Origin of the sequence: Sporosarcina saromensis, from assembly GCF_033253735.1 — a bacterium.
GTDB lineage: Bacteria > Bacillota > Bacilli > Bacillales_A > Planococcaceae > Sporosarcina > Sporosarcina saromensis.
Genome location: NZ_JAUBDI010000006.1, coordinates 79,587 through 103,390 on the forward strand (window position 1 = coordinate 79,587; position 23,804 = coordinate 103,390).

Genomic DNA, 23,804 nt, shown 5'->3' on the forward strand with positions numbered 1-23,804 from the left:
CAAAGAAGGAGAGGGTTATGAGAATACGTCCTAAAAGACTTCAAAAAGGAGATACGATTGGTATTGTATCGCCAGCTAGTCCATCTGAGGAAGCTAGTTTACAACGTTCGCTGGAATTTTTGGAACAGCTCGGCTTGCAGTGGAAGTTTGGCAAGCATGTATACGATAAAGATGGGTATTTGGCGGGTTCGGATGACGACCGCCGCAAAGACTTGGAAGACATGTTTGCAGACCCAACGATCAAAGGCATTATTTGTGCAAGAGGTGGCTATGGAACGGCCCGCTTCACTGATCAGCTCGATTTACAGCTCATCGCGGAAAACCCGAAAATTTTCTGGGGGTACAGTGACATTACGTTTTTGCATACGGCAATCGGTCTGTACTCGAACATCGTCACGTTCCACGGCCCGATGCTTGCATCTTGCGTTGGTAAAGACACCTTCCATGAACTGTCGGGCAAAATGTTTCAACAGTTATTTGAACCAATGGAGTTACACTACACCGAAGACATTTCTCCATTAACGACAGTGAGCGGAGGGGTTGCGGAAGGCGAACTCGTTGGCGGGAACTTATCGTTACTCGTCAGTACACTTGGCACGAAATTCGAGCTTGAAACGTCCGGTAAACTATTACTCATAGAAGATATCGGAGAAGAACCGTATCGGGTAGACGGTCTCTTAAACCAGCTGCGGATGGCGGGCAAACTGGCGGACGTTGCAGGCATTGTAATTGGTGATTTTGCAAACACGGAGCCGAAAAAACAAACTGCACCTGTATCGCTTGATGCGCTATTTGACCACTATCTCGGAGACTTAGGGAAGCCCGTCGTGAAAGGTTTCAAAATCGGTCATTGCGAACCACACTTTGCTGTTCCGTTAGGCGTCCAAGCTCAACTCGATGCGAATCAGAAAACGTTGACAATCTTGCCGGGGGTGGACTAAATGCACATTCATTCCATCGAAACGATTCCCGTCGCCGTGCCGTTGACAAAACCATTCAAAACAGCACTCCGAACCGTAACAACCGCATACGCCATCTATGTCAAAGTGACAACGGACGACGGCCATACCGGTTGGGGAGAAGCGCCACCAACCCACGTCATCACAGGTGACTCACTTGGCAGCATCACATACGCCATTCAAGAAGTGATCACCCCTCAACTGCTTGGGAAGGATTTGCGGAATCGCGAGGAGATTTTTCGTTTGCTCACTGGTTCTATCGTCCGCAACACCAGTGCGAAAGCCGCCGTTGATATGGCCATTCATGACCTACTCGGTCAACTTGCAGGACTGCCGCTCTATCAACTACTAGGGGGATTCCGCAACGAACTTGAAACAGATTTCACAGTAAGTGTCAATGATCCGGCAGAAATGGCTGATGATGCTGAAAGATACATCAGCAACGGGTTCAATGTCTTGAAAGTAAAAGTAGGTATCGGTGACATTAGCGAAGACATTGCGCGAATCCGTGCCATCAGAGCGCGTATTGGTGATGGTCCTAAAATTAGGTTAGATGCCAACCAAGGGTGGAAACCGAAAGAAGCTGTCTATGCGATTGGTCAGATGGAAGATGCAGGACTGGCGATCGAATTGATCGAACAACCCGTACATGCTGACGATATCGATGGCCTTACATACGTGACAAATCATACGCTGACACCCATTATGGCGGATGAAAGTGTATTTTCTGCCAAAGATGCAAAACGCGTATTGGAACGAAGGGCAGCCGATTTGATTAACATCAAACTCATGAAATCAGGCGGCATCCATGAGGCGTTAAAAATCAATGCACTCGCTGAATCTTTCGGTGTGCAATGTATGGTTGGCAGTATGATTGAAACGAAGCTCGGCATCACAGCAGCAGCCCATTTAGCGGCGAGTCAACCGAACATTACGCGATACGATTTCGATGCGCCGCTTATGCTTGCAAAGGATATTGTGGGTGGTGGCATCGTCTATGAAGGACGACGGATCCACTTGCCAGAAAGTGCTGGTCTTGGACTACTACAGGCGGAAATGGATTGCATCGGGAAGGAGGAAATACAATGACGGAAATGACGGTGAATATGTATGCGTGCGCAGTTTCTGTTGCAACGGTTTGGACATCACCTGAGTCTGTAAGGGAACTGGACGCAGAAGGGGTATCGAACCCTGTTCAATTAAACAAATGGCTCGAAAAGCTCGTCTATGAACAACGGTTGGATTTATGTAATGCCAACCGAGTACAAACACAATTGTTATACGGTGAACCGGTCATTGTTGACGAAATTGTCTGCGAGTGGGCGAAAATCATTGCTGTTTGGCAACCGTCTAAAAAAGATCCACGTGGCTATCCAGGATGGGTACCTGTTGCACAATTAAAAAAAGCGGAACCACTGGAAGCAGCAGGCGGTTTTATCCGTATTGCCGTGCCGAAAGCGCAATTGTGGAGCTTGGATGGGCTGCCTGAACGAATCGTGCCGTTCAACACGATGCTTCCGCTAACGGACGAGCAGGAAGACCATTTTGTCGTGGACACGCCAGATGGAGAAGCGCTTGTTCGGAAAGAAGACATTGTGCGGGCTACTTCTGTCCATCAATTTCACAAACGTCCAGCTTCAGCAGCTGTGGACGAAGGATTAGCTTATTTGGACTTGCCGTATTTCTGGGGTGGTATGTCACCGTATGGGTATGATTGCTCAGGATTTACGTACAACATGTTGAAAGCTTGCGGCTATTTCATCCCCAGAGATGCGAGTGACCAGGCGGTAAACGGAGAGGAAGTGCCCCTTCATGAGCGAGAACGCTGGGAAAAAGGGGATTTGTTGTTCTTTGCGAACGATGAAGGGAAAGGGAATGTCCGTCACGTCGGGTTTTATTACGGGGACGATTTGCTGTTACATTCACCTTCAACAGGTTACTCCATTGAAGTCGTCCAGTTGGCAGGGTCGAAATTGGAGAAGGAGTTATGCGCAGTTCGCCGGTACGGGACTAGAGAGGGGGCAGATGTATGACAGATGTAATCCTATCCGTCAAAAACTTGAAACGTCATTTCGATATGGGCAAAGGGAAGACGTTGAAGGCAGTTGACGGCATCAGTTTTGATATTTTACGCGGGGAGACATTCGGGCTTGTAGGTGAATCAGGCTGTGGGAAATCGACGGCTGGTCGAACGATTCTTGGCTTATACAATAAAACCGATGGAGAAGTGTTATACGATGGGAAAAGCGTCCATGACATGACGGATAAAGAGCGACAACGGTTTTTGAAAGAGATGCAGATGATTTTCCAAGATCCTTATGCGTCTCTAAATCCACGGTCAACCGTCTATGAAATTATTGCAGAGCCGATGCAAATCCATGGGATGTTCAAGACGCAGAAGGAAATGCGTCAACGTGTCATCGAATTGCTGGAAGATGTCGGGTTGAACCGCGATCATGCGAACCGCTATCCGCATGAGTTTTCCGGTGGGCAGCGTCAACGAATCGGTATTGCCCGTTCACTAGCACTCGATCCTGAATTCATCATTGCGGATGAACCGATTTCCGCGTTGGATGTATCGGTACAAGCGCAAGTCGTCAAATTGCTACAACGTCTCCAAAAGGAGAAGGGGTTGACGTATTTATTTATCGCGCATGACCTATCGATGGTCAAATACATTTCCAGTCGAATTGGTGTCATGTACTTAGGGCATATGGTGGAGCTGACGACAAGCTCGCAGCTTTATGATAAACCGTTGCATCCTTATACAGAAGCATTGCTTTCTGCTATTCCGATACCAGATCCGGACATCGAGGAATCACGTGAACGGATTTTATTGGAAGGTGAGTTGCCAAGTCCAATCGATCCACCGTCTGGTTGTGTATTCCGGACACGTTGTCCGTATGCAATGTCGATCTGTGCCGACGTCAAGCCGAACTGGTTGGAAAAAGAGGAAGGGCATTTTGTCGCGTGCCATTTACATGATCCAGAAATGATGAAACGGTCAGATGCCGTGAAGGTAGCAGTCGGGTCGTCCTACTAATTAGGGCGGCTTTTTTGATTGGGCAAGATGTTGACAATTCCAAAAGAAGGCTAGGTCTGTACATGCGGTAGCATGGTAATTGCTAGCAATTAGTCCATTCGCGATTCATCAAAACACGCATGGAAGCTTTTTAGAACTATGCTAGATTCTATAACTATTGCCAACCAATTTTTAATATCTTATAATACTTGTGATGAGATTTTCCTCTACTACCTCTTTTGACCTGCATCCCTAGCCAGGTCCCAATCTATCGGACGTCTGTCCAACATTGCATGTTCATGCAAAACACAAAAAAGCTTTTAAAAATGAATAGTACGTTTGCGCAGGAGGCATACTTGTGTCTCTGGTTTTTTGAAATGTCAAAAAATAATACGTTGGAGGGATGGTTGTTGAAGTTATCACCAGTTGAACAGGAAAAGATGTTGCTGCATGTTGCGGGAGAGCTTGCGTTGAAGCGAAAGGAGCGAGGCGTGAAGTTAAATTACCCGGAATCCGTAGCGCTTATTAGTCATTTCATCATGGAGGGTGCGCGTGATGGCAAGACGGTTGCGCAGTTAATGAGTGAGGCGAAGCAAGTGCTTACGGTTGAAGATGTCATGGAAGGTGTCGGCGACATGATCAGCGATGTGCAGATCGAGTGCACGTTCCCAGACGGTACAAAACTTGTGACGGTACATAATCCGATTCAATAAAGGGAGGTTTTGTTTGTGATACCAGGAGAAGTGAAGACGGCTGAAGGGTTCATCGAAATTAATGTTGGACGTGAAGTGAAGACGGTGCGTGTGGCAAACACGGGGGATCGCCCAATTCAAGTAGGATCGCATTTCCATTTCATTGAGGTGAATCGATTTCTTGAATTTGATCGTGAGCAAGCAGTTGGGATGCACTTAAATATTCCTTCAGGTACTGCTGTCCGTTTCGAGCCGGGTGAAGAGAAGGAAGTGGAGCTTGTCGAGTTTGGTGGGAAGCGTCACGTCTTCGGCTTAAATCAGTTGACGGAAGGGTCAACGCATCATAAAGCGGAAATTATCGAGAAGGCATCTGATGGTGGGTTTAAAGGAGCTGACAGTTAAATGAAAGTGACACATGAACAATATGCAAAAATGTTCGGACCGACTGTGGGCGATAAAGTCCGTTTAGCGGATACCGATCTATGGATTGAAATTGAAAAGGATTATACGACGTATGGAGATGAAGGCGTTTTTGGCGGTGGGAAATCATTGCGTGTCTCAATGGGGCAGAACGGACAAAAAACGTCTGAGGACGGCGTGTTGGACTCCGTCATTACGAACGTCATGATTATCGATTATACAGGAATCGTCAAAGCGGATATTGGTATAAAGGACGGACGAATTGTCGGGATTGGTAAAGCAGGAAATCCAAATACGATGGACGGTGTCGACCAAGGGATGATTATCGGTGTCGGCACGGAAGTGTATGCAGGAGAAGGGTTAATTGCAACAGCAGGAGCGATTGACACACATATTCACTTCATCAGTCCGCAACAAGTGGATACTGCGTTGTTTGCGGGTACGACAACGTTCATTGGTGGGGGAACGGGCCCTGCAGCAGGCTCACGAGCGACGACAGTGACACCGGGCAAGTGGCATTTGCATCGTATGTTACAGGCGATCGAAGATATTCCGATGAATATCGGTCTCTTCGGCAAAGGCAGTGCATCCGTGCCGGAGCCACTTGTTGAACAAGTGCGTGCTGGAGCAATCGGCGTGAAGATTCACGAAGACTGGGGCGCGACACCTTCTGCGTTACATCAAAGTTTGACGGTAGCGGATGAGTACGACATCCAAGTGGCGTTGCATTCCGATACATTGAACGAAGCAGGCTTTGTAGAAAGTACGATAGAAGCGATTGGCGACCGTGTCATACACGTTTTCCATACGGAAGGTGCAGGCGGTGGACATGCGCCTGACCAATTGAAGATGGCGTCACTTCCGAATGTTTTGCCGGCATCGACGAATCCGACAAAACCGTTTACGACGAATACGATTGACGAGCATTTGGACATGCTCATGGTTTGTCATCATTTAAAACATGATGTAGCAGAGGATGTTGCATTTGCCGATTCGCGGATTCGTCCTGAAACAATTGCGGCCGAAGATATTATGCAAGACTTAGGGATTTTAAGTATTATGTCATCGGACTCGCAAGCAATGGGACGTGTTGGTGAAGTAACGATCCGCACATGGCAGACCGCGAATAAAATGAAACAACAGCGTGGTCCACTTCCGCAAGACGAAGGCAATGATAACGATAACTATCGCGTCAAACGATACGTAGCAAAATATACGATCAATCCTGCAATTGCCCAAGGGATTGCGCATGAAATCGGTTCCTTGGAAGAAGGCAAATTAGCGGACATCATCTTATGGGATCCTGCATTTTTTGGTGTGAAATCAGAGCTCGTCATTAAAGCCGGCGTGGCGGTCTATGCAATTACCGGTGACCCGAACGCTTCCATTCCGACACCACAACCAATGATGGGACGGAGAATGTATGGGTTCCATGGACAAGGTCCTCAAAATGTTGGCATGACATTCTTGCCTAAAATTGCTGTCGAAGAAGGATTACCTGAACAACTCGGCTTGAAGAAGATGATCGGTACGGTGAAGAATTGCCGGAATATCTCTAAAGCCGACATGAAGTTGAACAGTGAAATGCCAGTCATCGATGTCGATTCAGAGACGTATGAAGTGAAAATCGACGGTGAGTTGGCGACGTGCGAGCCGGTAAGTGTTCTTCCGATGGCACAGCGGTATTTCTTGTTTTAATGAACAATTAAAGATTGAGGCGGTACTGTTGCAGTTCCAGCGGGAGCTCGTTAAAAGATGACCTTCACTGAAATGCGTTCAGTACCAGCTCCATGAAAAGAGGCGAACAACATGTTAATCGAAAAAATAATTGGGAATATCGGCCGCACGGAAGAAATTGCGGGCAAGCAACTTGAGTGGGTAGAACTCGAGTGGGAAGAATTGAGCAAGCGGATTTTGCGTACGGAGACAACTGCAGGAACGGACATCGCATTACGCATCGACCAAGAAGAGCCGTTGCAATACGGTGACGTCCTCTATGAAGATGAAGAGCGTTGTATTGCGATTCGCACGAAGATGGAGCCGGTCATTGTGATCCGTCCAAAAGATATGGTGCAAATGGGCAAGACTGCATTTGAACTTGGCAACCGTCATACACCTGCGCTCATTGGTGAAAATGAAATTGTTGTCCGTGCAGATCACACGTTAGCGCCATTATTAGATGAAGTAGGTGTGGACTATGAGACAACCGAGCGTCGATTTACACAGCCATTCAAATACCGTGGGCACGCCCACTGATTTACAACTGCTTCGACTTCTGCAAATCCATGACTCCGCATTTCCAATCGGTTCCTATACGCAATCATTCGGTATGGAGACGTACATCCAGGAAGATTTGATTCGGACAAAAGAACAATTGATCACCTATTGCTCAACATATTTGTACCAAAATCTTGTGTATGGAGATGCACTACTTATTCAAGAAGCCCATTTTGCAGCACTGAATCGGGACACGGAGCGTCTTCTTCATTTGGAACAACTTTGTGGAGCTGTCAAGCTCGCAAAGGAGTCGCGTGATGCAAGTGTCAATATGGGGAGGCAGTTCATCCGAACAATTGCGCCACTCGTCGATGATCCATTTTTTGATGAATGGAAGGAGCGAATCCAGTCGAATGGCATAAAAGGGCATTATGCAATTCTCTATGGTATCTACTGTGCAGTGAATGCAATAGATGCCCATCATGCAGTGCTTTCCTATTTATTCGCCTCCGTCAACGGACTGATTCAAAATGCTGTACGGGCTGTTCCTTTCGGTCAAAATACAGGCGTGCAGGCCATGCATGCACTAGCAGAAGAAGTAGTCAAAGCAGCAACAACTGTTTCTACGTTAACGGAAGCAAATCTATGCAACAATGCGCTTGGCATCGAGTTAGCATCGATGAAGCACGAATATTTATTTTCGAGATTATTTATATCATGATAGCGAGGGATTTTTGAATGAAACCAGTACGAATTGGCATCGGGGGTCCGGTCGGATCAGGGAAAACATCACTAGTCGATCAGTTGACCCGCGCAATGCATACAGATTACAACGTTGCAGTCATTACAAACGACATTTACACACGTGAAGATGCGCAATTTCTTATGCGCAACGGCGTGTTAGAGGAAAACCGGATTATCGGTGTAGAAACAGGCGGATGTCCACATACGGCTATCCGTGAAGATGCGTCCATGAACTTTGCGGCCATCGACGAACTAAAAGAGCGTTTTCCAGACTTGGATATTATTTTTGTTGAAAGTGGCGGCGATAATTTATCAGCAACCTTCAGCCCGGAGTTAGTCGATGGTTACATTTACGTCATCGATGTGGCGGAAGGACAAGATATCCCGCGTAAAGGCGGTCCAGCTTTAACCCGTTCTGATCTATTATTAATTAATAAAACAAGCCTAGCTCCTCACGTCGGTGTTGACTTGGACGTGATGGACAGTGATGTGAAGAACATGCGGAATGGTCGTCCTTACGTATTTGCGGATGTGCGTTCAAAGAAAAACGTCGATCAGATCGTCAATTGGATTAAACATCATATGTTGCTTGAAAACGCAGAGGCGACAAGTGGTAAGTAAAGTTTCACGCATCAATCACCACGGTAAGCTGGAGATGGTGTTTGAACCGAGAAGAGGATTCACCCGCATGCCCCACGTATTTCAACAACCGCCTCTAAAAGCGAGCCGCGAATTGTATGAGGGGCACAATCCGATGGCGACCGTCTACATTATGGAGTCGTCTGGCGGAATGGTAGCTGCCGATCTGAATGACATCTCCATCGAATTGAAACCGGACAGTTCAGTGAGAATTATCCAACAATCGGCGTTAAAGATTTACCGCTCACATACAGGAGAAACGTGCATTCAGTCTATACGCGTACAAGTTGGAGAAAATGCACGGCTCGAATGGATGCCTGAAGTGATCATTCCATTTGCTGATTCAAAGTTTCAAATGGAGACGAACATTCACGTAGACAAAGGTTCCAAACTGCTTTGGGGAGAAATATTAGCACCAGGCAGAGAAAAGAGAGGGGAAGTATTTGACTTCACTTCTATGCAATCATCGATGAAGATCTATCATGAAAAAGAACTTGTCGCATTTGACGCCATTCATTTCACCCCAGAGACGATGCATTATGGACAACTGGGTATGTTGGAAGACGCGTTGTATATCGGCTCCATTTGGCTCGTGTCTGACACGGCAAAGGAGCTTGACTTACGTGCGATTCAAGAAGCAATGCAAGTCGGAGAAGGTTTACGGGCAGGCATTACACGACTAACAGGAAACGCGGTCCATTGCCGCTTCCTCGGCGTCGACCAATGGAAGCTGCAACAAGAAATGAAACGCGTCTTTTCAGACCTTGCAGCACGTATGTAGAACTTGTGGAGGATTCAATGAAGAAACAAACTATTGGCATCATCACCATCCTAATCGCTATTGCCCTTGTCGGTTGTGGGAAACAGAATGACAACGCGGCTGGCGTAAAAAAGAATCAGCTTATCTATGCTTCGGAATCTGAATTTGATGGTCTAAATCCAGTCCTTGAAGAAACGAATGTGGACGCACTTTTATTTCGCGGACTATTCCGCTTCAATGAAAATAATGAAGCAGTAAAAGACATCGCTGAATCCTACACGATGTCGGAAGATAAGCGTACCTACACGTTCAAATTACGTGAAGGCATCACCTTCCACGACGGTGAACCGCTGACCGCAGAAGACGTCATCTTCACAATCGAAAGCATCTTAGACGATCAAAATGCATCCTTTTTAAAATCCGACTTCACGGAAGTGGATTCCCTAAAGGAAATCGGTGCGTACGAAGTGGAAATGACACTCAAACAGCCTTTCACACCGATTTTGGACAAGTTGACTGTCCCGATTTTACCGAAACATGCTTTTGAAGGACAGGACATGCGAACGGCTTCCTTTACTAGTCATCCAATAGGCGCGGGACCGTATCAGTTCGAGCAGTGGAATCGCGGCGCAAGCTTGACGTTAACAGCGTATCCGGACTTTTACGGAACGACTCCATCGATAGAGAAAGTCATTTTTAAATTTATTCCAGATAGTAACGTCCGCGCACTTCAATTGGCATCAGGAGAAGTCGATATCGCTTTACTCGACCCAAATCAAGTGGCTGAAATGGAAAAGAAAGAGCACTTGAACATTTACGATGTCGAAACTGCGGATTATCGGGGCATGTTATTTAATATGAACGAGCCACTTTGGCAAGATCAACGGGTACGACAAGCATTTAGTTATGCAATTGACCGTTCACAAATCGTAAAAGGCATTTTAAAAGGATACGGTGAAGAGGCGTACTCACCTCTTCAAAAACACGCATTTCATAATGAAAGTATTGAAAAATACAGCTACGACATCGCAAAAGCCGAGGCTTTGCTCGACGAAGCAGGCTGGAAAAAAGGCGACGATGGCGTGCGGCAAAAAGAGGGCATTACGCTTGCATTCACCATTACAGCCCCTGCATCTGACGCCGTGCGGGTAAATATGGCGAATTACATTGCGGAAGACTTCAAGGCGATTGGTGCACAAGTTGAAGTGGCGGCACTAGACTGGTCTGCTATTACAATTGAAGAGACGGAAGCGTTCATGATTGGTTGGGGAAGTCCATATGATGCGGATCACCATACGTACAGTCTGTTCCATTCAAGTGAATCACCATTGACGAGTTCAGGCTACAATTATGGTAGTTATGCGAATCCAGTCGTTGATGAATGGCTTGAAAAAGGTCGATTAGCTACCGATGTGGAGGAGAGGGAAGCGAGTTACAAGGCGTTCCAAGAAGCATTGGCAAACGATCCTGCTTTTGCGTTTATTGCTTATGCTGATGCAGTGTATGGTATGAATAAACAGGTAGAAGGCGTGAAAGAACGGATACTTGGTCATCACGGTTCCGGCTTTTTATGGAACGTCGAGGAGTGGAAGTGGAATGACCGTTAAATGGGTTGGGAAGCGCATGATGTTGGGGATACTCGTCCTCTTCATCTTGAGCTTCCTCTCTTTTTTCATGATGCATGCAGGGCCTGGAAGCTCCGCGACCGCTTATTATGGTGGGAATGCACAAATGCTAAGCGCTGCCGAAAAAGAACGCATCAATCAGGTGTTTGCACTCGATCGACCGTTAATGGTGCAGTATGGTGCGTGGTTGAAAGAAACGGTGCAAGGCAATTTAGGGATGTCTGCCAAGGAAGGTCGGCCAGTCGCTGAAATTCTCAGTGAACGCCTGCCGCATACACTGTTGCTCATTGGCACATCACTCGTGTGCATTGTGGGTTGTTCCATTTGGCTTGGTTTGAAGGCGGGTATGCACCCAGGTTCGTTGTTAGATCGAAGCTTGACGACGTTCAGTATTGCTTCATCTTCCATTCCTGCATTTTGGCTCGGCATTCTGTTCATTTATTTGTTTTCAGTCCAACTCGGCATGCTGCCATCTTCCGGCATGCAAAGTATTGGAGGAAACGGTGGGTTGATTGATAAATTGCAACACCTCATCATGCCAGTCGCTGTTGTCGTGCTGACACATGTCGGCATTTATGCTCGCTTCCTTCAAGATAGTGTGAAGGTGGAGGCAGAAAGTTACTATGTCATGGCGGCAAGAGCGAATGGTGTAGATGAACGGGAGTTGCAAAGAGGGATGATTCGCAATGCACTCATTCCGTATTTGAATTATCTCGCGATGACCATTCCTTCCTTTTTTGGCGGTTCTGTCATCGTGGAGTCGTTATTTTCGTGGGCAGGTCTAGGTCAAATGATGGCCAAATCGGTCATGGTGAAGGACTATCCCGTTTTAATGGGAGGCATTATGCTAACCGGTGTCATTGTCGTTTGCAGTTTAGTCGTTATTGACGTAGTAACGTTCGTCCTTAATCCAAAGCTGCGTAAAGGGGAGTTGGGGACATGAAAAGAAAAAAGACGGTTATTGTATCGTGTTTGCTACTCAGTCTTGTTCTTTTCTGTACCATCTTTTCAAACGTTTTGGCACCCTATGCAGTTAATGAAATGAATTTAGATGAAGTGTATGCATCGCCTGGCGGAGCGCATGTACTCGGGACGGATCATTTAGGAAGAGATGTCTTGACTCGTCTATTGCACGGTGGAAAGGTGACATTGACCGTCGCTGCGCTATCGGTGTTCCTCTCCTTCCTCATTGGAGTCATTTATGGAGGAATTAGCGGGTATGTTGGAGGCTGGTTGGATGCGATCATGATGCGTTTGTTGGAAGCATTCATCGCAATTCCCTCGCTCATTATGGTGCTTGCAGTTCAAGCGATCATCCAAGGTGGAATGTGGGGAATGACACTCATTATCGGTGTGACGGGATGGTTTGCGACTGCACGTATCGTTCGGACGGAGTTTATGAGGCTGAAAGATGCTGAGTATGTAAAGATGGCCAAGATGTTTGGCACACCTAGTTGGAAAATCTTTACGGGGCATTTGCTACGAAACAGCCTGACGCCATTATTTGTCGTGACGATTTTCAACTTTGCCGGAGCAGTTTTCATTGAAGTGTCGCTCAGTTTTCTTGGGATCGGAATACCGCCTGCGGTGCCGTCTTGGGGAACGATGCTGTCCAATGCGCAGAATGATTTATTAATAGGTGCATGGTGGGTCGGTTTGTTCCCGGGATTACTCATTTTTTTAACGGTGCTATCCATCAACTTCATCGGCGAAGCGTTGAAGGAACCGAAACGGAGGGGAATTCGTGCTTGAGCTGAAACGATTATCGATTGCATTAGATGGTGTGGGTGTCGTGCATGACAGTTCTTTCAAGGTTGAGAAAGAAAAAATTACGGCTTTAATTGGAGAGAGTGGCAGTGGGAAGAGTTTGACGGTTGCTAGTATTTTGCTCTTGTTGCCGAAGAATGCTCAAGTTGAAGGGGAAATTATGTATAAAGGTACGAATTTATTGGCGATAGCCGATGATGATATGGTGAAACTACGTAGAGAGTCGATTTTTACGGTTTTACAAGATGCGTCGAACAGTTTTAATGAGCATATAAAGATGGGGCGGCAACTGTTTGCATTTTCAGCCGGTCGAATCGGAGACGATTGGCAAACATTTGAACGGAAAATGACGCGAATTCTAGAAGGATTGCGTTTGTCATCAGCGATTTTACAACACTATCCGTTTGAATTGTCAGGTGGCATGTTGCAACGATGCATGATCGCCTGTGCAATGTACGTACAGCCTGAGCTTCTCATTGCTGATGAGCCAACATCCGCGCTGGACGCAATCGTGCAAAAGGAGTTTTTAGGGTGGCTTCGCACGTTGAATAAAAACGGAACGACCGTATTGTTAATTACTCATGATCTGGATAGCGTGGCGAACGTAGCGGATGCACTTGTCGTTATGCAGCATGGCCGTGTTGTTGAGCAAGGTTCTGTGAAATCAGTGTTCACGAACCCTGTGCACGCCTACACGAAAAGACTAATTGACAGCCGTTTCTAGGAAGGGAGGAATTCGCATATGCTTCAAGTTGAAGGACTTTCTAAAAGTTATGGACGTGGCGCGCGCAGAAAGTGTGTACTGGATGCTATTCATTTAACGGTTAATGAAGGCGAGCTCGCTGGACTTGTCGGTGAAAGCGGTAGCGGGAAAAGTACGTTGGCACGATTACTCATGCGACTGGAAATGATGGATGCAGGAACGATTACAGTTGCTGAAAAAGGTGCGTTTTACGATACGCTTCAAATTGTTTTCCAAAATGCTTCCGCCGCGTTAAATCCTTCCTGGACCGTGCAAGCTAGTTTACGCGAACCTCTTCGTTTGATGGACGGTAATCGCGATGCCTATATACGGGAGATGCTAGGGAAAGTCGGTCTGAATGAAAAGCATTTGACGCGATTACCATCTGAACTGAGTGGCGGAGAAAGACAACGCGTCAATTTGCTCCGTTCCCTCCTCATGCAACCGAAGCTGTTAATTTGCGACGAAATCGTCTCAAGCTTAGATCGATTAATTCAAAAAGAGATTGTGGAACTGTTGAGGAAGTTAAATGAAGAAATGGGTATGGCCATGCTCTTCATTTCCCATGACTTGAAAGTTGTCCAATCGTTATGCGACCGTTTGTATGTCATGGAAGGCGGTCGCATCGTCGAAGAAAGCGTGAAGCAGGACGGCGTATGGAACTTTTCGCATCCGTATGCTCGCCGATTGTTTGAGTGAGACTGGATGGAGCGGTATACTTGTTGAGGGAATAGCGACTGTCTAGCATGGAGTTGTTATGCGAAGCAAGCGGCTATCAATAAAAGCAACGGTACCCAAGCAGCTGGATGTAATGGAAAGGAAGATGAACGTAATGAAACAACGCCCGATGAGCCACTCACGGACCATTAGTACAAAACTCGTATTGCCACCTGATACGAATCATATGCAAACAATATTTGGAGGAAAAGTACTTGCGTACATTGATGAAATAGCGGCCATCACCGCAATGAAGCACGCACAAACTGCCGTCGTAACAGCATCAATCGACTCAGTCGATTTTGTCTCTTCTGCGACGGTAGGCGACGTGCTTGAACTCGAAGCCGTCGTCAGTTCGACAGGTAGAACTTCAATGGAAATTTTCGTATCCGTGCATTCGACGGATTTAGAAACAGGCGCAAAAAAACTCACAACCGAATCGTTTTTAACGTTCGTCGCAATGGATGAAGACAACAAACCTGTTGAAATTGCAGGTGTATATGGAGAAACGGAAGCTGAGAAACGCCTAATTGAAACAGGGCCTGCTCGTAGAGAACACCGAAAGTTGCGCAGGGAAATGAAGCACTGATTATGCGGCGATCTGGTGGGATATGCTGAGTTCTTAGCGGTTATGCGGTGTTTTTGGGGGATATGCTGAGTTCTAGGTGGTTATGCCGCGTTTTGGCGAGATATGCTGAGTTCTGGGTGGTAATGCGGCGATATGACGGGATATGCTGCGTTCTGAGTGTTTATGCGGCGTTTTGGCAGGATATGCTGAGTTCCGGTCGGTTATGCCGCGTTCTGCATATGCTACAAAGGTTACGATACGAATAGTGCAGGGAAAGTAATAATTCCTACGAGAGGATGCGTTTTACGTGATGCATCCTCTCGTGGGAATTTTTTTGTGTTTGAAGTCATACGTCGCGCCGAATGGGTTTTGACCATTCATCTTTTACTGTATAGACGTTAATTTTTCAACGAATTCAGTGAAGGTGTGAGCGATGACATGGAAATTATGTCCATTCCCATCGTCTGGTTCCACGTAAACAACATTTGGGGTTTCTGGATTTTCGTAATTGAAACCGACCCATGCGTGGCCGCTACCGGCAAAGAGAACGAGTTGTTCAGGAAGTCCCCATTCTTGTATGAAGTAATCACTCATAAGCAGTCCCTCTTCATTTGCTCCCATAATTTCTTCCACATCAATGTAAGGATCTCCACTTTCAATTGGGAAGTCTACAGGAAACCCTCGTTTTTCAGCCTGCACCACGCCTCCATTTTCAATCCGCAACAGCTGTTTGAAGTCCTCTGGAAGTTTTAGGTTAAGTTTTTCCTCTACTTGAAGAATGTCTTGTTCGGTAGCAGGCATACGTTTGTCCTCGTGCGTAAAAAGATGAATCATTGTGATGCAACCCCCTTTTAACATTAAATACAACAGAATGATTTGACAGTTTGAAACCATTTTACACCATTGTCCGTATGAATAGTAAGTGAACTGGAAAAAGGGGTGGCATGAATGCGAACGGATATACATGAAAGGCAAATGGAGTTGACGTTGCGACGCAATGAGCGTAATCGGATCCGTCGTCGACTTGAAGGGACGGAAGCGCAATACAAGGAAGCAGAGAGATTGAGGGATTCCTTGCACCGTCAGTTGACGAAGGAGCAACAGGATGTCATAAAGTTAGGCAAGTTCTCGTTTGCCAATAAAATAAAGGAATGGACGGGCAAATGGGACGAGCAGATGGAGCGGGAAATCAATGAAGTGGCGGAAGCAGAACTGAAGTACAACGAAGCTGCAAAGACAGTGACCGATTTGCAAGCCGAGTTGAGTCGACTTAAAGAGCAAGCGAAGAACGCGGATGTTCAATATGTCGATGAAGATTGGGAAGATTTTTTACGGGAGAAGGAATCTTGGATTCGGCAGAACGACTCTGTCGCAACCGCTACATTACAAAAAATAGCGGACGATCGAATTCGGATTCGTTCATTGATGCGTGAAATTGACGAAGCGATGGAAGCGGGGAATAAAGCTGTGCGCGCACTGGATGCAGCGCTCGATAAGCTTGGAAATGCAGAAGGATTGTCGATGTGGGATACCTTTTTAGGGGGCGGTCTTGTCGTATCCGCATTAAAGTATTCAGAAATGAATAGTTCAGACGATCTGGTGCACCGCGCGCAACGGGCATTACGCCATTACGAGACGGAATTAATGGACGTTCAAAATGTCGCATCGGAGTCATTTCAAGTGAATCATAATGACTTTTTCACATTCACGGACATCTTCTTTGATAACATCTTTTCGGACTGGATGGTGCATTCGCGTATTACCGATGCAAAAAGCAAATTGAATGTTGTGCTCCGTGATGTACGCCGGGTGCAAGATCGTTTGAAACGTAAACGTGATGAGGCGATTGAAGAAATAAAGCGTTTGGATGAGCAGGAGCAGACGATTATTGTGTCTTAATCGCCTGCTTTGTTGTTAGTTGAATGCCAGGAATTCTATGCGGTTGCCGAAAGGGTCGTGTGTGAAGAAACGCGTACGTCCGTCGATCGGTGGCTCTTCAGAGATCGTGTAACCTGCTTGTTCAAGACGGGACTTTAGTGCAGGAAGTGCATTCACAGTGAAACCGGGATGCGCTTTTTTGGCGGGTGAGAAGTCTGCTTGGATGCCGATATGGACTTCTTGTGTACCGCACTGGAACCAGCAGCCGCCACGTGCCGCAAGATTTTCAGGCTTTGGAATTTCCTCCATGCCGAGCAGCTTGCCGTAAAATTGTCGTGCTTGTTCTTCGGCGTTTGGCGGTGCTGCAATTTGAATATGATCGATGCCTGTTAGGAAATGTGTCATGTTCATCGCTCCTTTGTGTTGATAGCTTAAGTGTAGAGTAGTTTGGCGATTTAGACTATGACTGGAATTGAAACGAAAGAGATCACAATTGCTTATGAGGTTATGAATTTGTAATGCGAGAAGTGAGTTTGTGTTTGAAGTATGTAGGTATTTAGATACAAAATGTTCATTAGAATGGTGAAAGTGATTGATAGAATCTTAGAAGTGATCGATAGAAGCTCGAAAATGAACGATAGACCTCACAAAGTGATCGATAGTATTCCAAGGTGAATCTCTCTGAGAAAGACTGCGACATTAGAAAGCAACTTCCTGACAAGGACTTTTCATTCATTTTACATAAATCATTCAAATCCCTTTACTTAACAGCATACAGTAGTGTACTATGTAACTAATACACCAATACAGAAGGGGATTTAACAATGAAGCAGTGGAATGGGTTGATGGCGAAAGAGTGGATGTTGTGGAAGTGGCAGATTGTCATTGCAATCGGCATTACGGTAATTGGCCTGTTTGCGATACCGTCAATAATGGGACCGCTGACAAAGGATGATCCGAAATTTGTATTTGAGATGACGATGGTTTTCGGTTTCATGGTCATTTTGACAGGCGCAATTATTCCTGCAATTACGTTTGCCACGATGTTTAACCGCGACATGAAACAGCCGGATATTTGGTTGCATTCGACGGCGAGTGCATACGTTTTAATTGGCGTGAAATGTGTGGTAGCCGCATGTATTGGAGCGATTGCATTAGTTGTACCTGCGCTCGTTTTGGCAATCCGTTTTGCAATAACGGACAATCTAGACGTTACATTTGATGAGTTAGCGTTTTTTGGAAGTTGGTTTATTGTGCTTTTTTTCGCTACTTCTTTAATGATTTTAGCAACAGCGGTGTTTTTTATTGTAATCGATCGTTTGCTAAAACCGTATTTAAAGGGGTTTTCCATTGTTGCGACAGGCATCCTAGTCGTGCTTGCTGTACGTTTATTTGGGGAAATAAAGAGCACTGCTTTTTATGAGCGATTCATTCACAACGGTAATTTTGACTTGCTTGAGCTGAAAAATTCGAAGTTGGAGATCAATGAAAACTCGTATATTTATATGGATTTGACGTTATCCATCGGGAATACGTTGTTCGACTTGCTGTTGACCGTATTGTTGTTCGTCGTTGCCGTCACATTGTTTGAGAAGAAAGTGAGGGTGTGACGATGACTTGGAGATGGCGTGGTTTGATGAAAAAAGAATGGGTACTGATGCGTTTACAAATGGCTGTATTTCTTCTTACTGCATTACTTATCTGCTTCTTTAGTGTGACACCTGTTTTAGGAGGACGATTTGACTTCCAGCATATCGATCCGGATCGTCTGTACAAGATGCTGCTAACGATTCATTTATTTTCAGGACCATTGCTGTTGTTGAGTAGTTTGGAAACTGAAAGGAAACGGCCAGACGTATGGTTGCATTCACCCGTGCCGATGTGGAAAATGATTGGCGTGAAAGTGATCATGGCTCTATTGACAGCTACAGTTTCGATGATTTGTGTGAGTCTTATGATTGGCATCGCCTATTTCCTCGGTGCGACTGAGTCAGTTTCTTTGGAGGCAGCCATTCTTTTTGCTACAAAAGCCATTGTGATAGCAGATATTAATGTTGTATTCAACACGGTGGCAGTTCTTTTTACTTGGAGTCTCTTTGTTTATTTACAAGGATTGTTTGGCAAGTTTGCAGGATTCATCGTGATGATTCCCATCCTGTTCATGGCATTTGTATGGGGTGTGCTAACCGGCGTATTCCTTCAAGATTATATAGTGACCATTACTGGATTTACCATTATCGCTCTATTTTCCATTCTGTTCTTTAGTGGGGGCACATGGTTGCTCGAGAAGAAAGTGAGGTTCTAAGATGAGCATAGATTTTTTACCAGACAAACCAATTTATCAACAGCTCATCGATCGGATTATGGGGGATATACTGCGAGGTACGTTGTCGACAGGACAAAAGTTGCCATCCGTCCGGGAATACGCGGTGGAAGCGGGCGTCAATGCAAATACGATGCAACGCGTTTATAAGGAGTTGGAGCAAATGGAAATCACCGAAACGAGAAGGGGGCAAGGGTCGTTCGTGACGGAGAATGAAGAGAAAATCTTAGCGCTTCGCAATGAAATGAAGGAGCAGCTTGTAACGACGTTCCTTCAAAATGTTGCGTCATTCGGTTTTACGACAGACGAAATTGTAAAGTGCTTGCAAGAAAGAGGGGATGAAGCATGATTACACTACAGAATGTTGTCAAAAAGTATGGACCTAAACGGGCATTGGACAATGTTACACTCTCCATTCCTAGAGGAAAAGTCATTGGACTGGTTGGTGAGAATGGAAGCGGAAAATCGACATTGCTAAAAGCGATTGCTGGTTTATCGTCCATCCATGCTGGAACTGCTTTTTTTGAAGGTGAACCGATTACAAGAAAAATTGCTTCCCGCTTAGCGTATATGTCCGATGCAGATTTGTTCTTTCCGTATTTTACGGTTCGGCAACTAATGGACTTCTATGATTCGCAGTTCGAGGATTTTGATTTGATTAAAGCAAAGGAATTAATGAGCTTTTTGAACGTTACGCTGGATGCCAAAATGAGAAATCTTTCTAAAGGGAATCGAGGACGAGTGAAAATCGCTGTTACACTTGCAAGGGAAGCAGATATCTATTTACTCGATGAACCCTTTTCGGGACTGGATCCGATGGTGCGGGAGGATATTGCCAAAGGGCTCATACGTTTTACAGATCCCGAAAATCAAACCGTAATTCTGTCGACACATGAAATCCGTGAAGTTGAGCCACTGCTTGATGACATTATCGTCATGCAAGGTGGGCGAATCATTGCGCATGAAGCGGTTGATGAAATACGCGATTTCTACGGAATTGATGCAACAAGTTGGATGGTGTCACTGTTTAAGCAGCCGCAAGTGCAATAGGACTATTGGAAATAACAAAGGAGTTGGGAGAATGAAACCCGTTGTAGAACTGAAGAATCTATCGAAAACGATAGGGAAGAAGAAGATTATTGATGACTTGAATTTAGCCATTTACCCTGGAACAATTACCGGTTTTCTTGGACCAAATGGTGCCGGGAAGACAACGACGATTCGGATGATGGTCGGACTCATGAAGAAAAGTGCAGGGGATGTCGTCATAGATGGTGTCTCGCTTCGGGATAATTTTGAAGGGGGCCTTTCACAAGTTGGCGTTATCGTTGAAAATCCTGAAATGTATAAGTTCATGTCGGGGTATAAAAACTTGGTCCATTTCGCGCGTATGCATAAAGGTGTAACAAAAGAACGGATTAACGAAGTGGTAAAGCAAGTCGGCATGCAAAACCGAATTCATGAAAAAGTAAGTACGTACTCCCTTGGAATGCGCCAACGGCTAGGACTTGCGCAAGCATTACTACACCGACCGAAATTCTTGATTTTGGATGAACCAACAAATGGTTTGGATCCTGCAGGCATTCGTGAATTTCGTCAATACTTGCGAAAGATTGCTGAAACTGAAGGGGTCGCTGTTTTTGTATCAAGTCACATGCTTTCAGAAATTGAGCTGATGTGTGATCGGATAGCAGTCATTCAGAATGGTAAACTGATTGATATTCGTGACATGTCCGAGACGAAAGAATCGTTTTACTATATGGAAGCAACACCGATTGACCAGGCAAAACAGTTGCTTGAACAGGAAGGATTTGCGGTGGAAGGCTTCAAGGATGGCTTACTTGTCAACGCGGAACAAAGCCAAATACCGGTACTTATGGAGCGTTTCATTGCCCGAGGCTTGCAAGTGTTTGCCGTGCAGCCTCACCGAAAAACATTGGAAGATGAATTCCTAGAAATGACAGGAGGTGGCCAAATTGCTGAAACTTATGCAAAATGAGTGGATGAAATTATGGAATAAAAAAGGTACATGGGTCATGATCGGTATTATGCTTCTTCTAACAGGTGCAATGATGGGGGTAATGAAGTTCATTGACACCCAGCAAAGTACGTTTACAGAAGTAGAGAATAATCCTTCTGCTGAAGTAAGTAATGCACCAAGCTGGAAAGGGCCGATGAATGATGAATTAGCCTACTTGGAAATGCAATTGGCGGATGACACTTTGTCTAAGGCTGAACGAAAAGAGTTGGAAGCAGACGCAAAAGTATTGGAGTACCGCTTGGACAATGACATCGAACCCGTCGATTCTTTTAGCAAAGAAGGAATGCTCATGGATCCTTCAGGGATAGGCGGCACCGTTCTATTATTGACTGTCATCGTTGCTGCAGGCATCGTGGCGTCCGAGTTTTCGCAAGGGACCATTAAAATGTTGTTAACACGCCCTGTGAAACGATGGAAAATCCTTACCTCTAAATTTCTTACAGTGAACTTATTCGGCATGTTTTTGATGGTGATAGGCTACATCTTCTACATCTTGTTGGCAATGATTTTATTTAAATCAGGAACGGGACAGGAACTGAGCTGGAATGGTAAAGAAGTCGTAGAAGTGTCCGTTTGGGCGAAGAGTCTCTACATGTTGCTCTTATCTTTCGGATCCGTTTTCGTTATTGCAACGTTTGCATTCACAATCGGTTCTGTTTTCCGCTCCAGCTCGCTTGCTATCGGTTTGTCTTTGTTTATCTATTTCTCAGGAGCGATGGTCACGGCATTGCTTGCAAGATATGAAATTGCAAAGTACTTACTATTTACGCATATGGATTTGACACAGTTTGAAACGGGTGTGAAACTCATCGAAGATGTGACGATGCCGTTCTCACTCGCAGTCCTTGCTGTTTATATGATCGTCTTTTTAGTGATCAGCTATTCGACTTTTGTGAAACGAGATGTCACGGCTTAATGGACCTACAGAGTAAGTCAGTTAGTAAATTTTCGAATGTAAGTTGAACACCTTGTTGGACTAAGATTGTCAGCATGCAAGTACGTTGAAGCGAAATGCATTTTTCATCAACACCGACCAATTATAAGGTCGGTGTTTTTTAGGTCTTTTAACTTATGTAATAAAATATTGAGAGTCTTTAGGGAAATGAATTTTCCCAATATCATCTAGTTGAAATGTCTGTTATAGTAAAGGAGGTAGCGCTACTAAAAGCGCAACCTCCCTAAAATCCCGAATCGAGAAAACAGTCCTCTACTCCCCTGGGACTGTTTTCTCATGTAATTGAGTTGTAAACATGATAGTGTTTGAATAATTAGATAGTTAAGGGGCGATGCGGATGTATGTTGGGTCAATCGTGAAGTATTTCCGAATGAAAAATAATATGACGCAAGGTGAATTAGCTGAGGGGATTTGTTCAGTATCCCATTTAAGTAAGATCGAGTCCAATAAGTATGAACCGCATACGGAGACGATGAACGAGCTTTTCAAACGGATGAACGTTGAGTGGGCAAAGGAAGTTCAGACGTATACGCTATGGAAAGAAAAGTTGGAGAACTTTATTCGGCATTCAATTTACTACAATTGGAAAGCGATGGAGAACCTCTATGAAGAGTTAATTGGCAATGAAGAATACTTACAGTCGACGGACCTGCTCAACCGTTATGAATTGTATACGTTACGTTACAATTTGTACAAGCGTGATATGCCAAAGGCCACTCAGCAAATGACGGTCTTAAATAAGTTGGAAGCGACATTTGATGATTACGAAAAGGGGATTTCTAAAGTCCTTTATTTCATGTACGACATCTTTTCGCAAAAATACGAGCAAGCTGAACGAAGACTCCAGCAAATTGAAGCGTATCGTGAGCGAATCCCGTTCCTGTTTGAAGGCGAGTTATATTATCAAAAAGCGTATCTCTTACATACGCGCGCTCAATACGGTCGTTCTTCCTATTTTGCAGAACTCGCCGTGGAGCATTTCCAGAAAGACTGCAACTACATCCGATTGCTGCATGCTCAATTACTACTAGCAATCACCTACACAAATCGTGACTTGATTCTCCAGGCGGAGGAACTGTTTAAAATTGTGCTGCGCAATTCGAAGATGATGGAACTAGACGAATTGTATCAAGGTGCCTTATACAATTACTCGGAACTACAAAATCGTAGAGGCTTGCACGAGTCGGCATTTGAGTTGTTAATGGAATTGCGCGCGCTTATCGTGCAAGGAACGGATTATTATCAAGCGATCTTAATTCATTTATTGCACACGGCAGTGGAAGAAGATATTGATACTGAAGAGTTGTTGAAGGAATTGGAAGTGATTGCAGCTAGGAAAAACGATGCATATCTTTCCATATTAACTACCTACTTTAGAAAGGCTCAAATTTCCCAACAAGAGCTTTTTGACTATTGTGAAGAAATAGCATTCCCTTTTCTCTCAAAACATGGTTATATAAAGGAAGCAAGAAGCACAGCCTGGAAGTTGGCAAACTATTACCGTTCCATTGGGGATGAAGAGAAAATGGAGAAATATAGTTTGTACTATTATGTCAAAGGAGACGAAGAAACTTGAAAAAGACAGTATCGGTCCTATTATTGACAGCTTTGTTTGCATCATTTGCTGGAGCAGGAAGTGCCATGGCGTTAGAACCTAATGACGCAATGGAGACATTCGCAAAAGGCAGAGACAATTTCGCACCACCGACCATATTACCCCCTCAAACTTAATTTA

At 45.1% G+C, this 23,804-nt stretch carries 28 protein-coding genes; 26 read left to right on the plus strand and 2 right to left on the minus strand.

What is annotated here, in order from left to right; genetic code table 11:
* The first annotated feature begins 17 nt into the window (after positions 1-17).
* From QT711_RS08440 to QT711_RS08520, 17 genes are all read left to right on the plus strand, one after another.
* Entirely contained in the window at positions 18-941 is a 924-nt protein-coding gene (locus QT711_RS08440) for a S66 peptidase family protein (protein WP_317943404.1), read from the plus strand.
* On the plus strand, positions 942-2,048 hold the full coding sequence (locus QT711_RS08445; RefSeq protein ID WP_317943405.1) for a mandelate racemase/muconate lactonizing enzyme family protein: 1,107 nt from the start codon (positions 942-944) through the stop codon (positions 2,046-2,048). It abuts the gene before it with no gap.
* Complete coding sequence (locus QT711_RS08450; protein WP_317943407.1) at positions 2,045-2,992, plus strand: C40 family peptidase; 948 nt, start codon at positions 2,045-2,047, stop codon at positions 2,990-2,992. The genes QT711_RS08445 and QT711_RS08450 overlap by 4 nt, the downstream gene beginning before the upstream one ends.
* Positions 2,989-4,002, plus strand: a complete 1,014-nt coding sequence (locus QT711_RS08455) for an ABC transporter ATP-binding protein (RefSeq protein WP_317943409.1) — start codon at positions 2,989-2,991, stop codon at positions 4,000-4,002. The genes QT711_RS08450 and QT711_RS08455 overlap by 4 nt, the downstream gene beginning before the upstream one ends.
* A 389-nt stretch (positions 4,003-4,391) precedes the next feature.
* Positions 4,392-4,694: an urease subunit gamma gene (gene ureA / locus QT711_RS08460; RefSeq protein ID WP_317943552.1), complete on the plus strand. Its 303-nt coding sequence runs from the start codon at positions 4,392-4,394 to the stop codon at positions 4,692-4,694.
* A gap of 15 nt (positions 4,695-4,709) precedes the next feature.
* A complete protein-coding gene (gene ureB, locus QT711_RS08465) occupies positions 4,710-5,075 on the plus strand; it encodes an urease subunit beta (protein ID WP_317943410.1) in 366 nt (121 codons plus the stop codon).
* A complete protein-coding gene (gene ureC / locus QT711_RS08470) occupies positions 5,076-6,791 on the plus strand; it encodes an urease subunit alpha (protein ID WP_317943412.1) in 1,716 nt (571 codons plus the stop codon).
* A 111-nt stretch (positions 6,792-6,902) separates the two neighbouring features.
* The gene (locus tag QT711_RS08475; protein WP_317943414.1) at positions 6,903-7,349 is read left to right on the plus strand and encodes an urease accessory protein UreE; all 447 of its coding nucleotides are present in this window, start codon (positions 6,903-6,905) and stop codon (positions 7,347-7,349) included.
* Positions 7,291-8,031 (plus strand): urease accessory protein UreF, encoded by a 741-nt coding sequence (locus QT711_RS08480; protein ID WP_317943416.1) that lies wholly within the window; start codon positions 7,291-7,293, stop codon positions 8,029-8,031. The genes QT711_RS08475 and QT711_RS08480 overlap by 59 nt, the downstream gene beginning before the upstream one ends.
* 17 nt (positions 8,032-8,048) lie before the next feature.
* Positions 8,049-8,675 carry an urease accessory protein UreG gene (ureG, locus tag QT711_RS08485; RefSeq protein ID WP_317943418.1) on the plus strand — a complete coding sequence of 209 codons (627 nt, stop codon included), beginning with the start codon at positions 8,049-8,051 and terminating at the stop codon, positions 8,673-8,675.
* On the plus strand, positions 8,665-9,474 hold the full coding sequence (locus tag QT711_RS08490; RefSeq protein ID WP_317943419.1) for an urease accessory protein UreD: 810 nt from the start codon (positions 8,665-8,667) through the stop codon (positions 9,472-9,474). Before ureG ends, QT711_RS08490 begins: the two co-directional genes overlap by 11 nt.
* A gap of 17 nt (positions 9,475-9,491) precedes the next feature.
* Entirely contained in the window at positions 9,492-11,060 is a 1,569-nt protein-coding gene (locus QT711_RS08495) for an ABC transporter substrate-binding protein (protein ID WP_317943421.1), read from the plus strand.
* Complete coding sequence (locus tag QT711_RS08500; protein WP_317943423.1) at positions 11,050-12,021, plus strand: ABC transporter permease; 972 nt, start codon at positions 11,050-11,052, stop codon at positions 12,019-12,021. The genes QT711_RS08495 and QT711_RS08500 overlap by 11 nt, the downstream gene beginning before the upstream one ends.
* A complete protein-coding gene (locus tag QT711_RS08505; protein WP_317943424.1) occupies positions 12,018-12,830 on the plus strand; it encodes an ABC transporter permease in 813 nt (270 codons plus the stop codon). Before QT711_RS08500 ends, QT711_RS08505 begins: the two co-directional genes overlap by 4 nt.
* Entirely contained in the window at positions 12,823-13,569 is a 747-nt protein-coding gene (locus QT711_RS08510; protein ID WP_317943426.1) for an ABC transporter ATP-binding protein, read from the plus strand. Before QT711_RS08505 ends, QT711_RS08510 begins: the two co-directional genes overlap by 8 nt.
* An 18-nt stretch (positions 13,570-13,587) precedes the next feature.
* Positions 13,588-14,286, plus strand: coding sequence for an ABC transporter ATP-binding protein (locus QT711_RS08515; RefSeq protein ID WP_317943428.1), 699 nt, complete (start codon positions 13,588-13,590; stop codon positions 14,284-14,286).
* A 133-nt stretch (positions 14,287-14,419) separates the two neighbouring features.
* Positions 14,420-14,893 (plus strand): acyl-CoA thioesterase, encoded by a 474-nt coding sequence (locus QT711_RS08520; protein ID WP_317943430.1) that lies wholly within the window; start codon positions 14,420-14,422, stop codon positions 14,891-14,893.
* A gap of 363 nt (positions 14,894-15,256) precedes the next feature.
* Here the strand turns inward: QT711_RS08520 and QT711_RS08525 are convergent, their stop codons facing one another.
* Positions 15,257-15,706: an SMI1/KNR4 family protein gene (locus QT711_RS08525; protein WP_317943432.1), complete on the minus strand. Its 450-nt coding sequence runs from the start codon at positions 15,704-15,706 to the stop codon at positions 15,257-15,259.
* A 114-nt stretch (positions 15,707-15,820) separates the two neighbouring features.
* Between QT711_RS08525 and QT711_RS08530 the strand changes: the two genes are divergently transcribed.
* The gene (locus tag QT711_RS08530; RefSeq protein WP_317943434.1) at positions 15,821-16,771 is read left to right on the plus strand and encodes a hypothetical protein; all 951 of its coding nucleotides are present in this window, start codon (positions 15,821-15,823) and stop codon (positions 16,769-16,771) included.
* A 15-nt stretch (positions 16,772-16,786) separates the two neighbouring features.
* On the opposite strand, the gene QT711_RS08535 is transcribed toward QT711_RS08530, so the two are convergent.
* Positions 16,787-17,155, minus strand: coding sequence for a VOC family protein (locus QT711_RS08535; protein ID WP_398295831.1), 369 nt, complete (start codon positions 17,153-17,155; stop codon positions 16,787-16,789).
* 419 nt (positions 17,156-17,574) lie between these two features.
* On the opposite strand from QT711_RS08535, the gene QT711_RS08540 reads away from it, so the two are divergent.
* The 8 genes from QT711_RS08540 to QT711_RS08575 all read left to right on the plus strand — a co-directional run bounded on the left by QT711_RS08540 (position 17,575) and on the right by QT711_RS08575 (position 23,800).
* Complete coding sequence (locus QT711_RS08540; RefSeq protein WP_317943437.1) at positions 17,575-18,360, plus strand: hypothetical protein; 786 nt, start codon at positions 17,575-17,577, stop codon at positions 18,358-18,360.
* 2 nt (positions 18,361-18,362) lie between these two features.
* Positions 18,363-19,055: a hypothetical protein gene (locus QT711_RS08545; protein WP_317943438.1), complete on the plus strand. Its 693-nt coding sequence runs from the start codon at positions 18,363-18,365 to the stop codon at positions 19,053-19,055.
* Between the two features lies 1 nt (position 19,056).
* Positions 19,057-19,422, plus strand: coding sequence for a GntR family transcriptional regulator (locus QT711_RS08550; RefSeq protein WP_317943439.1), 366 nt, complete (start codon positions 19,057-19,059; stop codon positions 19,420-19,422).
* Positions 19,419-20,123, plus strand: a complete 705-nt coding sequence (locus QT711_RS08555; RefSeq protein ID WP_317943440.1) for an ABC transporter ATP-binding protein — start codon at positions 19,419-19,421, stop codon at positions 20,121-20,123. Before QT711_RS08550 ends, QT711_RS08555 begins: the two co-directional genes overlap by 4 nt.
* Positions 20,124-20,154: 31 nt before the next feature.
* Positions 20,155-21,072: an ABC transporter ATP-binding protein gene (locus QT711_RS08560; protein ID WP_317943442.1), complete on the plus strand. Its 918-nt coding sequence runs from the start codon at positions 20,155-20,157 to the stop codon at positions 21,070-21,072.
* Positions 21,041-22,030: an ABC transporter permease gene (locus QT711_RS08565; protein WP_317943443.1), complete on the plus strand. Its 990-nt coding sequence runs from the start codon at positions 21,041-21,043 to the stop codon at positions 22,028-22,030. Before QT711_RS08560 ends, QT711_RS08565 begins: the two co-directional genes overlap by 32 nt.
* A 376-nt stretch (positions 22,031-22,406) precedes the next feature.
* Positions 22,407-23,645 carry a helix-turn-helix domain-containing protein gene (locus QT711_RS08570; protein WP_317943445.1) on the plus strand — a complete coding sequence of 413 codons (1,239 nt, stop codon included), beginning with the start codon at positions 22,407-22,409 and terminating at the stop codon, positions 23,643-23,645.
* Complete coding sequence (locus tag QT711_RS08575; protein WP_317943447.1) at positions 23,642-23,800, plus strand: hypothetical protein; 159 nt, start codon at positions 23,642-23,644, stop codon at positions 23,798-23,800. The genes QT711_RS08570 and QT711_RS08575 overlap by 4 nt, the downstream gene beginning before the upstream one ends.
* The last annotated feature ends 4 nt before the right edge of the window (positions 23,801-23,804 follow it).